This window comes from Tsuneonella deserti (genome assembly GCF_014644315.1).
GTDB lineage: Bacteria > Pseudomonadota > Alphaproteobacteria > Sphingomonadales > Sphingomonadaceae > Tsuneonella > Tsuneonella deserti.
In genome coordinates, this window is sequence record NZ_BMKL01000001.1 from 1,391,087 (window position 1) to 1,403,615 (window position 12,529).

Sequence of the window (12,529 nt, forward strand, 5' to 3'; positions counted from 1 at the left end):
ATTCGGAATCAATCTAGGCGCTCGAGGCGCTCACTCAACCTGCGGCCGGGGAAAGCTTTGCGAGCCTTCCGACAAGAGCGTCTTGCGACTGGCCAGAACCTCGCCCGGAATCGGAATCAGCACGGGCGCGTGAGTATAGAGTACGGCCGCGCAGATCTCCCGGTCAGGATAGATCACGTCGAGCGCAGCGGCATAGGCTGCCATCTGCCGCAGGGTACTTTCCGGCACCCCGGCCAGAGAAGCAGGAGGGCGGCGTGCGGTCTTGAAATCGACCACCGTCACCCGCTCGGGCTCAATCAACAGCCGATCGACGGTGCCTGCGACGACCAATCCTTCCACCGTCGCTGCGAGAGGGACTTCGGCCAACGCCGCGGGGGAGAAAACACGGTCGAAGGAAGCCTCGGCAAGCACTGCAAGGACGCTCGCCAAAATCTCCCGGCGTTCATTCTCTTCGATATCGCCGGCTTGACGCGCGAGCCATGCTAAGGCCGTCTCGGTGCGCTGGGCAACTGCCACGTCCGGGAGCCGCTCGAGCAGCCGGTGGATCAGAACACCGCGCCGGGCAGCGACGCGCGCCACCTCGGGGGCTAGGGGCGGGTCAGCCGCTACGTCCCCTCCTGCCGAAGAAGGTGCGAGCGGTCTCGGCGGGCGCGGCTCTGGTCCGACCGGCGCCAACGCCCAGCCAGGCAGCTCGGGCATGGTGTCGACATTGGGTGGGCCAGCATCAGGTATGGCGTCCGCACGGTGGCCCCACTCGCTCCGTGCGCCCCATATGGGGTCCGCCAGTTCTTCTGCGACCATCAGTGACGCAAGCCGGGCGTACCACGAATCCGCCGCGGGCTCCGTCTCCCTCTTTCCGAGCGCGCCGCCGATGAACAGCGCTTCCTCCGCTCTCGTCATCGCGACGTAGAGCAGCCGCCAGTGCTCCTGCCGCTCGTCCGCGCGGATGGCTGCCTCGGCGTCGAGAATTCGGCCAGCTTTTTCCTCTTTTCGCAAGGGTGGCAGAGGTACTGTGCGTCCGCCGCCGCCAGGCAGCTCTTCGGTGAGGGTCACGCTTCGGACCGGCGATGCGTCAGGATTACCGGTGGCATCGGCAAGGATCACGATCGGCGCCTGAAGTCCCTTCGAACCGTGCACAGTCATCACGCGAACCAGGCCCCCGCCGCCATCGGCCTCCCGTTTCAACTCGCCGTCGCCCGCATCGAACCATGAAATGAAGCCGGCCAGGCTGGCGGTGCTCGTTGCTCCATAGGCATTGGCTGCATTGAGCAGTTCGTCGATCGGGTCGTTCACCTCGCGGCCGAGCCGCGCGACCAGTGCCTTCCGGCCTTGCCATGGCCCCACCAGCAGCCAGTGAAGCAGCGCCTGCGGCGGCTCGTAGTCGGCCAACCGCAGCAGATCGCGCAGGCGCTCGGCAGCATCCCGCTGCTGGGGGCTGATTCCGCGGCGCAGGTGATCCCACAGCCGCACACCTTTGGCCCGATAACCGTGTGCGAGCAAATCGGCCTGCGTCCATCCGATGAGAGGGCTGACCAACAGGTTTGCAAGGCTGAGGTCATCGAGCGGCTGGGCGGCAAAGCGGAGCGCCACCATCAGATCCTTGACCCCAAGAGGCGCCCCTAGCCGCAGCCGGTCGACGCCGGCCACGGGCACTCCCGCCGCGTGCAGACGCGCCACGATCAGACCCGCGAGCTCACGCCGCTTGCGCACCAGCACCATGATATCGCCGGGTCCGGCGTTGCGCTTGGCCCCCTTCACCAGCGGATAGCCCTCGCGTAGCCAGGCCTTTACCTGATCGGCGATACGGTTGGCCATCGTGCGCTCGGGTTCCGACAGCCAGTCTTCGGGGCCATCCTCGTCCTGACCGCCCTCACCGTCGTTCGCGCGACCGGAAACGGGATGCCAAAGCGTCACGAGGCCCGGCCGATCATCGCCCATGTGTGGTTGGGGCGCGGCGTCGAGCCCGAAGTTCTCAAAGCCGACCGCTTCGATAGCCCGATCGACAAACTCGAGAACGGGCTGCGCGGTGCGATAGCTCCGGCCCAGCCCGACATCGAGCAGCGTCCGCTCCTCGTCTCCAGCGGCCAGCTCGTCGATCAGCTGCGCGAAGTGCTTTCGCGCCGTCGCGAAGTTTTCCGGGCTCGTTCCCTGGAAGCGGAAGATCGCCTGTTTGTAATCACCGACTACGAACAGAGTGCGCAGAACATCACCCCGCTGGCCCTCGCCGGCGAAGAAGTCACCTGTCAGTGCGCGTATGATGTCCCACTGCGCCTCGTTCGTGTCCTGCGCCTCATCGATAAGAATATGATCGAAGCGCCGGTCGAGCTTGTAGCGGATCCAGTCCGCAATATCCGAACGCGTCAACAGGGCGGCCGCGCGGCGGATCTGGTCGTCGAAGTCGATCAATCCTTCGCGGTCTTTGGCATCCTCCCATGCGAGCGCGAACCGGCGACCGAGCTCGAGAGCCGGTTCGAGGAAATCGGCAAGCTTCAACAATGCCTGCCGCTCACGCAACATGAGCACGGAAGCTGCGACCGCTTCCGCCGCCGCTGCGTAGCCCGGATCGCATTTCTCAAGATACTTGATCGAGCGAACCGCTCCTTCCAGCGTGAAAATGGCTTTTTCCATTGGAGCCGATGCGCTCACCCGTCCCAGCCCGCTCGCCCCGAGGAAGTCCTCTATCGCTGCAATCGTCTTTTGCGCGGTCGGTGTGCCCCACGCGCGGTTCGCGGCGAGGAGCTGCTCGAGCGCGGCGCAATCGAAAGTGCCTTCGGCGCATAACTCGGCGAGGCTCTCTTCCCCGGCGTCGCTCGGCAGTCCGATCAGGCCAAGCACACGCTCCCGCATCGGCGGCTGCCATCCCCCTGGACCTTGCCAAAGCTCGCGCACCTCGGCGCAGCGCATCAGCCAGCCGCGCACGCCATCGGGTCCAAGCCGCTCGCTCAGTTGCGCCAAAGGACCGAGCACCGAACGGTCGTCAGTCGCCTCGGCTTCGACGACCATCGTTGCCAGGACTTGGTGGGCAAGCAATTCGCGGTCGCGGTCCTCCATCGGTCGAGCGCCCGGGATCAACCCTGCCTCGTCCGGGAACGCGGAGAGCAGCCATTGGGAAAAGGCGTGGATCGTATCGATCCTCAGCCCGCCGCCCGGGCAGTCGAGCACCGCCGCGAACCGCGTGCGCGCCCGGTCGAGTGTCGCCGGATCGACCGGAGCCCCGATGGCAAGCAGGTCTCTGGCCAGCTCGGCAGGCTTCAGCCGCACCCAGCGCGCGAGAACGTCATTGACGCGCTCCGACATTTCGGCCGCGCCCGCCTTCGTGAACGTCAGGCACAGGATCTGCGAGGGCTTCACGCCCGGCTTCAGCAGCAGTCGCAGCACGCGCGCGGAAAGCACCTGGGTCTTGCCGGTGCCGGCGGAAGCCGACAGCCAGACGCTGCGCTCCGGTTCGACAGCGCGGGCCTGATCGCCGCGCAGGGGATGGACGGATCCGCTCACGACGTATGTCCCAACCATTCGTCGAGCCGCATAAGCTGGTCGTAGGTGGCGTAGCCTGGCGCATCCGGGTTCAGCCGGGCAGTGAAAGGCTTGTCGCCCAGGATCCAGTAGTCGAGCGCCTGGTCGAGGTAGTATCGTGCCTGCGGCAGAAATTCGGCGGGCGGGATGCCGCTGCGCTTGTTGCCATCACGCAGCGGCGTGGAGACATAACCGAAACCGGTTTCGCTGTCCTTGCTCCGGCCCAGCGACCAGTACTCGAAACCGGTCACCTCGCCGCGCAGCGCGCCGAATGCGCCGCCTTCCACCATCAGACCGAGAGTGCCGAGCTGAAGCGCGTAGCCGGCAGCGACCTGGGCTCCACTTGGCGGCTTACCGGTCTTGTAGTCCACCACCGCGAAAGTGCCGTTTTCGAACCGATCGAGCCGGTCGATCCGCCCGCGCAAGGTCACTCCCCGCCAGTCCATTTCGCCCCACTGCTCCCAGGCCACGGGGCTGCGCGCGGTGTCGACTGCGACGCGCTCGGCGATCCATTCGAGAGCTTTCAGCAGGCGCGGCCGCCACAAGGCGCGCGTCAGGGGGTGAGCTTGCATTGCCGCCAACTCCTCGTCCGCGATGCTCTCGATGGGGCGGCCAGTCCCATGCCACTTTTCGAGGATCGCGTGGGCAACGATCCCCTGCCAGGCGGGCGTCGGCTCTGCATCGAGCGGCTCGAGTTCGGGGAGCCGCAGGATGGCCGATGCATAGAACTGGTAAGGGTCGGCTCGCAGGCGGTCGAGGTTGGTGACGCTGATCGGGACTTTACGCTGAGCGGCATCCGGCATCGGCTCCGGACGAGGATAGCGACTTGCGGGTGAAGCGAAATCAATCGCTTCCGCCCACCGCGGCGCTGCGTCCTCGCGGTGGCTATCGCGCAGGTCGCCGAGCAAAGCCTGGACCCTCAGCAAGAAGCGTGAAGCGATCGCCGGCCCGCTCTCGTCGCGTCGCGCGCGGCTGAGTACCACTTCCGGCGCGCCGAGCGCCGCAGCCAGATCGTGCGCCGACAGCCCGATACGGAAGTCGGCGCCCGGCACGCCAAGAGCACGCAGAACCGCGGGTGCGAGCAGTGGATCCGTCGCTGGGCGAGCGGGCCATGTGCCTTCGTTCAGTCCTGCGGCGATTACGAGATCGGCCCGCGCCATGCGCGATTCGATGAGCCCGTAAATCGCCACTCGCGGGTGCCCCCCGTAAGGGGGACGCACCGCCACCACTTCCATTGCGTCGGTCAACGCCGCGTGCAGTTCTTCCGCTTCGAGGATCGTGCCGACTTCGCGCGCGTGAAGGCGAAGATCCTCGACGAAAGCCGACAGAGCGCGTCCGTCTTCGCGGCTCCACAGCGCATCGCCGGCCAGAGCCTCGCCCGCCGTTGCCAGCCGGTCCAGCCAGTCCGCAAGAGGTAGAGGCAGGTCCATGGTCACAAGAGGGAGAAGGATGCCCTCCACGCCGTCCCACCACTTTTCGACCCCGGCCTTTCGCGCGATCGGCCGCAGCGCGTCCAGTCCCGGACCGGGACGCGGACCCCTAAGCGCGATGTCGAAGGCGCGCAGGCGGTCGAGCCACTCGGCCCTGCGCTCGCCCATCTCTATGAGCGGATTCGAGAGCGCCGCGATCAGGCCGACAGGCGCCGCTTTCTCGGACGCGATTTGCGCCAATTGCAGCACCAACCTGCCCGATGCCGTAATCGACAGCGGTCGACCCGCAGAATCGTCGGCCGGAAGATTCCATCGCCGCAAATGCTGGACCACTCGCCGGGCAAGCGCACGGTCGGGAGTGATCAAGGCGATCCGCTTCTCCGGTTCCGCGACCGCTTGCCGGATCAGGAGAGCGATAGCCTGGGCTTCCGCTTCCGGATTTGCAGTCTGCATCACCCGAACGCCTGTCAGCCGCCGCTTTTCTGGCGGCAGATCGACCCAGGCCTTGCTCGCCTCGGGAGGAAGGAAAAGGCTGGAAATGGCGTGGCTTCGCTCAGGCGGAGCCGCCGCAAGCCCCCGGCGATGCCATGACTGCACCTCGGCACGGTTCACTCCCATGCGGTTAAGCAGCAACTTGAGATGGTATTGAGGGTGGGTGACGGCGTCGTCTTCGCCAAAAGGCGGATCGCCCGGAGACTCGCCCGCCCCCGCCGCGCCCAGCTCCTCCCACACGGTTTGGGGCATGGCCAAGTCCAGATCCGGCAAGATAACCGCCCCTTGGGGAAGCTCGCTGATCTGACGGAGCAGTTGAGCCAAAGCGGGTGACGCACTGGTCACCCCGGCAGCCACGACCGGTGTTGCCGGGGCATGGTCCTTCCAGGTTCTCGCGGCGTGATCGAACAGCCGGTTGCGCCGCGCTGCCGCGTCGAGCGCACCCATCGAAGCCAGTTCCTCGAGCCAGCGCCTCTGGATGCGGGCGATCAGCCGCACGGACCGCTGCCAGTGCACTGCCATGTCTCCGACGATCTCGATAACCTTGTCGCCGAGCAGTTCCTCCGGTCCGATGTCCTCCACCAGCAGGCGGTCCATCGTTCGCCCAACCTCATGCGCGAGGCGCAGCAGCGCCGACCCGCGCGGCGCTTCCGGGCCCATTTCCTCGCGCAAGAGTTCCGCGATCCGCAGCCAGCGGCGGGTCGGCTCCACGGCCGGCGGAATGCCGGCAGCACCAAGGGGGTCGAGGAGGGCCCCAAGGGTCTCGTCAAGATCCAGGTCGCCTACCACCGCCATCCGCGGCATCAGCATCCCGCCGCTGCTCGCGCGCACGAACGCCTCCTGCACGGTGCGCGCCGCACGGGTGGAAGGCAGCAGCAAGGTCAGCCGGGCGAGGCCCAGGTCTGCTTCGGAATATCGTGGTATCAGGCCTGTGACGAGCGCGTCCGCAAAGCCTCGATGAGCGGCGATGGAGAATACCTTAGGACCGGCGCGCTCAACCACCGGTAAGCGCCTCTTCGGTTGGCCTGATGGCTTCGGGAGTGCCGACCTCGAACCAGCGCCCGGTGAAGTTCGCGCCGAAAAGTCGCCCCTCCCCGATGGCGCGCTCCCACAGCAGCATGGTGCCGAACGGTCCTTCGGGTGAATCGCGAAGCAGCCGATGGCTGACCAGTTGGATGCCGGTGTAGATGAACGGCGCGATCCGGCCTGTCTTGCGCCGCGTTAACCGCCCCAGCGGGTCCATGTGGAAGTCGCCTTCACCGCGGAAATTTTCGGCGCGGGAGTGCGGCACGACCAGCAGCAGCGCATCCATGATCGCAGGATCCCATCCAGCAGAGAGATCAGCGAAGGCATTGCGCGGGCCATCGAGCCAGATGTTGTCAGCGTTCAGGCAGAAGAACGGGTCCGGCAGCAACCCGGCCTCGAGCGCCTTCTTCATCCCCCCGCCGGTCTCGAGCAGAAGCGCACGCTCGTCCGACACAACTACGCTAGGCCGCGATCGCGACCGGACGTGGGCCTCGATCGCGTCGCCGAGGTAATGCACATTGACGACCGCTCGCCCGATGCCTGCCTCCGCGAGGCGGTCGAGGGCGTGGTCGAGAAGCGGCTTTCCTGCGACCCGCACCATCGGCTTGGGCTGGCTGGCGGTGAGTGGACGCATCCGCTTGCCGAGACCAGCGGCCATGATCATTGCCGTATCGCTGGCGAGTGCGCTCACCCCAGCGTTCCGCCGAGCTTCTGGCGAACAGCAGGCGGGATATTGGCATCGAACCAGGCCGCGACCGGCGCCAGCGCCGGATGCGCCAGATCGCGCTCAAGCGCCTCCCACACCCGGGGAATGAGGGGCAGATACGCCGGCTTGCCGTCCCGTTTCCACAGGCGGGTGAACACACCGACGATCTTGGCGTTACGCTGGGCGCCGAGCCGCGCGTAATCGGCGGCGAAGTCCGGTCCTCCATCGACTTGCGAGACATAACGAGCGAGCATGCGCTTCTCCAGATCGAGCGAAACCTCGCGGCGCGCGTCCTGCAGCAAGCTGACGAGATCGTAGGCACGGTGGCCTGCCAGCGCATCCTGGAAGTCGATCAGGCCCTGCGCGCCGCCGGGAAGCAGCATGATGTTCTCGGCGTGATAATCGCGCAGGACCGTGACACCCGGCACCTGGCGATCGAGCAGGGGCGCGAGCGCCTCTTCCCACGCTCGCCAGTAGCTCTCGCTGTCGGCCTCAATGCCGGCCGCGGGACAATACCACTCGGTGAAAACTTCGACCTCGCGGCGATAGGCGGCCAAGTCGTAGGGCGGAAAAGGCCCGGGGGCACGGGCATGGAGCGCGACCAGCGCATCGATCGCCGCCGCATAGGCGCTGTCTTCATCCTCCGGGTGAACATCGAGCCAGTCACGCATCCGGTCGTTGCCGAAGTCCTCGAGCAGCACCCACCCCGCCCCCGCGTCGGCCGAATAGATCTCCGGAGCGCGCATCCCGTTGCGGCTGAGCCAGGCGGCGACGTCGAGAAACGGCCGCGGGTCCTCGTTCGGAGGGGGCGCGTGCATAAGCATCGCATTGCGCCCGCCGTCCCGGACGCGGAAATAGCGGCGAAACGAAGCATCGCCCGGAATGGGATCGATGCCGGCGCCTTCCCAACCGGCGCTGGCAAGAAACGGACGAAGGCCTTCGGGCAGGTCGCTCATGGCAGGCGCCCTAGCCAATCCGCGCCCGGTTCGACAATCGCCGCGCGCCCTTTTCCCGCTGTTTCCAGCGTGATCGAGAGGCAGCCGGGCTCATCGGCGAAGCCGCCGGCATTCGCGGGCCACTCAGCGATCATAGCGGCTCCTGCGCGGTAGTCTTCCAGTCCAAGCTCATCGGCCTCGGCAGCCGTCTCCAGCCGGTAGAAATCGGCGTGTACCAGAGGCGGGGCCAGCTCGTCGTACGTCTCGACGATCGTGAACGTGGGTGACGGCACTTCGCCCACATGCCCGAGTGCCGCGATGATCGCGCGCGCCAGCGTTGTCTTGCCCGCTCCCAGCCCTCCGGTGAGAGCCACGACATCGCCTGCGCGCAGGCGCGAGGCGATCCGCGAACCGAAGGCCTCCATCGCCTGGAGATCGGGCAGCTCGATTTTCACGGGATTAGGATTGTCGCCGTCGTGCCCTCACCGCGCCGGGAGAGCAGTTCCAGCGAGCCACCATGCGCTTCGACCAGTTGCCGGGCCAGCGGTATGCCAAGGCCCTGCCGCCGCTCGGGCCTACCGTCCGGTCCCGTGCGCAGGCCTTCGAGCGCACGGCGGAGCTCGTCGCGGCTCATCCCCTTGCCATTGTCCGAGACGACGATCCGGACACCGTCGGACTTGCGCGACAGGTCGACGAGAATTTTGCCCCCGCGAGGGGTGGCGGCAATCGCATTGTCGAGGACTTGGCCGATCGCCCTGCCGAGCTGGTGCGGATCGGCCTCCACCTTGACTGTCTGCCCGCCCCGCAAGTCGAGACTGAGTCCGCCGCCAAGAATGGCGGCCTCCCGTTCGCGCACCACCTTGGTGACGAAGGGCATCAGATCCAGCTTCTCGGGCGCGAGCGGCAGCAGGCCCGCCTCGCTCTGCGACAGATCGAGCACGTTCTCCACCTGGTCGGTCAGTCGCTTTACCGATTCGATGATCGCCGCAACGTATTCGTGCCCTTGCGGCGTGAGATCCCCCGCGACCCCGGCTTCAAGCAACTCGGCGAACCCGCTGATCGAAGTCAGCGGCACGCGGAACTCGTAGCTCATGTTGGCGAGGAAGCGGGTCTTGACCTCGTCGGCGGCCTCCAGCGCCTCGTTCCGTTCGCGCAGGGCATCTTCCGCCTTTTGCGAGTCGGTGATGTCGAGGACAGTGAGAAGTCCGTTTCCGTCGGGCAACGGCACCCCGGCGATCTCCAGCGTACGGCCGTCCGTCAACGCGACCCGGCCGCCCGTCTGCTTGCGGTCCAGCGTTGCCCCGCGCACGATCTCCCCGATTGCTTTCGCCTGGGCTGGCCGGGCGAGATGGGATTCCAGTTTCGCCACAAACTCATCAGCGGTGGGATGGCCGTCGATCTCTTCCGGCGCGAGTCCCCATGCACCCGCGAAGCGGCGGTTCCACAGTTGCATGTGGCCATCCGGCGCGAACACCGCGAGCGCTTCGAACAGGCTGTCGAAAGTGGCGGTACGGGTGCGCAGAAGGGTGTCCCGGGTGGCCGAAAGTGCGAGGCTTTCGGTCCTGTCCTCGGCAATCAGCACCAGTCCGCCATCGGGCATTGGCTGTCCGACGACCCGCAGATGAGTGCCATCGCCGAGCGGCCAGGCCTCCTCGATCGGCTCACCGGAGGCAAACCACTCTATGCGCTCCGAACGCCACCCGGGGAAGTCACGCACCTCCGGCGTTCGACCTGCCTCGCGCGCCTCGCGCAGGAAGCGCTCGAACTCGGTGCCCTCGGCGGCGTCCCGCCCCATTGCAAAAGTCCTGCGGAAAGGCTGGTTGGCGGAAACGAGCTTTCGGTCCGCGCCGAACTGCGCGACCCCGACCGAGAGCTGATCGAGCATCTGTCTCTGCGCTTCGCGAAAGGCGCGAAATTCACGTGCCTGTTCCTCCAATTCCTCGATATCGACCGCGTAGCCTGCGACGCCTTCTTCACCGAGCGGCAGGTCGCTGACCCGCATAGACCTGCGCATCCCGCCGATCGTCGTTGCGACAATGCGTTCGATTGGCCGCTTCTGCTGCGCCGCCTGCGTGGCGACGGCTGCGGCGGACAGACCGTCGACCGGCTCGATCAACTCGGTCTGGGCCTCGACCACGGCATCCGCGCTGTCCGCTCCTACCGCGGCGACGTAAGCCTTGTTCACCAGCTTGAGACGCGCATCGGGCCCGCGGAACCACATAGGCAGCGGCGCAGCCTCGATCAGACCTACCAGGGCGGAGAAATCGCTTTTCGCCCGTGACGCCTCCGCCCGCAGGCGCGAAAGTTCGCTCTCGCTTTCCGAAAAGTCGAATATCCACAGTAGCGCGGCTCCCCCGGGGGAAACCTGCGGGTCGGCCAGCGCACCGCGTACCGCCAGGCTACGCTGGGAGCCGGGGGGCGTAAGCGCCATTCGAAAAGGTGCCGCCGTCTTCTGAGTGCGGTTCACGAGGCCGGAAAGTTCGGCCAATTGCGCGCCTGACAGGCCCCTTGCAGAGGTGCCGCCATCGAGCTCGCTGAGATATTGCGGCAGCTTGGGAAGCCCCAGCCACCCCGCGAGCCGCTCGCTGGCTTCGATACGGCCGTCGGCGCGCACCAGCAGAGGGATGGCCGGCGCCTCGTCGATCATGCGCGCCATCCGGCGAGCAGCCTTGCGCGATCCTTCGGCAGCGCGGGCCTTCGATGCCGCCGCAATCATCAACCCCGCCGCGCCGGCCACCCACGCGGCCAGCAAGAGGCCGATCAGCGCCAGTGCAAGAGGAGAAAACTGCATGGGCGGTCAGCTATGCGCGCTGACCGCCCAAAGCAACTTGGTAACGAGCAACTTAGTAGCGGTAATGATCCGGCTTGAACGGACCTTCAACCGGCACACCGATGTAATCGGCCTGTTGCTGGCTCAGCTTGGTCAGCTGGACGCCCAGCTTTTCGAGGTGCAGCGCGGCGACCTTTTCGTCGAGGTGCTTGGGCAGCACGTAAACCTGATTCTCGTACTCGTCGCCCTTTGTGAACAGCTCGATCTGCGCGAGCGTCTGGTTGGTGAACGAGCAGCTCATCACGAAGCTGGGGTGGCCGGTGGCGCAGCCCAGGTTCACCAGGCGGCCCTTGGCCAGGATGATGATCTTCTTGCCATCGGGGAACGTGACGACATCCGTGCCCGGCTTGATTTCCTGCCAGTCGTAGTTGTCGAGCGCGCTGATCTGGATCTCGCTGTCGAAGTGGCCGATGTTGCACACGATGCTCATCGGCTTCATCGCCTTCATGTGCTCAGCGGTGATCACGTCCTCGTTGCCGGTGGTGGTGACGAAGATGTCGCAGCGCTTGACCGCTTCTTCCATCGTCACGACCTCGAAACCTTCCATCGCCGCCTGCAGCGCGCAGATGGGGTCGATCTCGGTGACCATCACGCGCGCGCCGCCATTGCGAAGCGAATCGGCCGAGCCCTTGCCGACATCGCCGAAGCCGGCGACGCAGGCGACCTTGCCCGCGAGCATCACGTCGGTTGCGCGGCGAATTGCGTCGACCAGCGATTCCTTGCAGCCATAGAGGTTGTCGAACTTCGACTTGGTAACGCTGTCGTTCACGTTGATCGCGGGGAACGGCAGCTTGCCCTGCTTGGCGATGTGGTAGAGGCGATGCACGCCGGTCGTCGTCTCTTCCGAAACGCCCTTGATCGCCTTGACCGTCCGGGTGAGGTAACCCGGCTTGGCTTTCACGAACGCCTTGAGAGCGCGCTGCATCTCGATTTCTTCGGCGTTGCTCGGCTCGGGCATCGTCTCGCCCGCTTCCAGCCGTGCGCCCCACAGCGCGAACATCGTCGCATCCCCGCCGTCGTCGAGGATCAGGTTGCAGGTGGTGTCATCGCCCCAGTCGAAGATGCGCCCGACATAGTCCCAGTAATCGGCCAGGCTCTCCCCCTTGACGGCGAACACCGGAACGCCGCTGGCGGCGATCGCGGCGGCCGCGTGATCCTGGGTGGAGAAGATGTTGCAGGTCGCCCACCGCACTTCGGCGCCGAGAGCCGTCAGCGTTTCGATCAGCACCGCGGTCTGGATGGTCATGTGGAGGGAGCCGGTGATCCGCGCGCCCTTGAGCGGCTGCGAGGCGCCATACTCCTCGCGCAGCGCCATCAGGCCGGGCATCTCGGTTTCGGCGATCGCGATTTCGGCGCGGCCGTAATCGGCGAGGTTGATGTCCTGGATGACGTAGTCGCGGGTAAGCGTCTGGGCAGAAGTGGCCACGGGTAAATCTCCAATGGGGGAATCGGCTGCGCCCTAGCTTCGGACGGCTCCGAAAGCAAATATAAAGGTTCCTTTATATCTCGCTCGGCTGCGCTCCCCGGCTTGCGCGCGAGCGAGCGCTCGCTATCTCCGGGGCCGGGCGCGGACGGGATTGCAAAGAGGATTTAGGAC

At 66.2% G+C, this 12,529-nt stretch carries 7 protein-coding genes; all 7 read right to left on the reverse strand.

What is annotated here, in order from left to right; genetic code table 11:
• Window positions 1-30: 30 nt before the first annotated feature.
• The 7 genes from addA to ahcY are packed head-to-tail and all read right to left on the reverse strand — an operon-like array spanning window position 31 to window position 12,358.
• Window positions 31-3,495, reverse strand: a complete 3,465-nt coding sequence (gene addA / locus IEW58_RS06590; RefSeq protein ID WP_188644401.1) for a double-strand break repair helicase AddA — start codon at window positions 3,493-3,495, stop codon at window positions 31-33.
• Complete coding sequence (locus IEW58_RS06595) at window positions 3,492-6,437, reverse strand: PD-(D/E)XK nuclease family protein (protein ID WP_188644402.1); 2,946 nt, start codon at window positions 6,435-6,437, stop codon at window positions 3,492-3,494. The genes addA and IEW58_RS06595 overlap by 4 nt, the downstream gene beginning before the upstream one ends.
• Window positions 6,430-7,152: a nucleotidyltransferase family protein gene (locus IEW58_RS06600; protein WP_229658472.1), complete on the reverse strand. Its 723-nt coding sequence runs from the start codon at window positions 7,150-7,152 to the stop codon at window positions 6,430-6,432. Before IEW58_RS06600 ends, IEW58_RS06595 begins: the two co-directional genes overlap by 8 nt.
• Window positions 7,149-8,123: an aminoglycoside phosphotransferase family protein gene (locus IEW58_RS06605; protein ID WP_188644403.1), complete on the reverse strand. Its 975-nt coding sequence runs from the start codon at window positions 8,121-8,123 to the stop codon at window positions 7,149-7,151. The genes IEW58_RS06600 and IEW58_RS06605 overlap by 4 nt, the downstream gene beginning before the upstream one ends.
• Window positions 8,120-8,557, reverse strand: a complete 438-nt coding sequence (gene tsaE, locus IEW58_RS06610) for a tRNA (adenosine(37)-N6)-threonylcarbamoyltransferase complex ATPase subunit type 1 TsaE (RefSeq protein WP_188644404.1) — start codon at window positions 8,555-8,557, stop codon at window positions 8,120-8,122. Before tsaE ends, IEW58_RS06605 begins: the two co-directional genes overlap by 4 nt.
• Window positions 8,554-10,893 carry a PAS domain-containing sensor histidine kinase gene (locus IEW58_RS06615; protein ID WP_188644405.1) on the reverse strand — a complete coding sequence of 780 codons (2,340 nt, stop codon included), beginning with the start codon at window positions 10,891-10,893 and terminating at the stop codon, window positions 8,554-8,556. Before IEW58_RS06615 ends, tsaE begins: the two co-directional genes overlap by 4 nt.
• A gap of 52 nt (window positions 10,894-10,945) precedes the next feature.
• A complete protein-coding gene (ahcY, locus tag IEW58_RS06620) occupies window positions 10,946-12,358 on the reverse strand; it encodes an adenosylhomocysteinase (protein ID WP_188644406.1) in 1,413 nt (470 codons plus the stop codon).
• Window positions 12,359-12,529 lie beyond the last annotated feature (171 nt).

Bases quoted from the DNA above. Each gene is read 5' to 3' on its own strand.
- IEW58_RS06605 (WP_188644403.1), bottom strand. From the start codon at position 8,123: ATGAGCGACCTGCCCGAAGGCCTTCGTCCGTTTCTTGCCAGCGCCGGT.
- IEW58_RS06615 (WP_188644405.1), bottom strand. From the start codon at position 10,893: ATGCAGTTTTCTCCTCTTGCACTGGCGCTGATCGGCCTCTTGCTGGCC.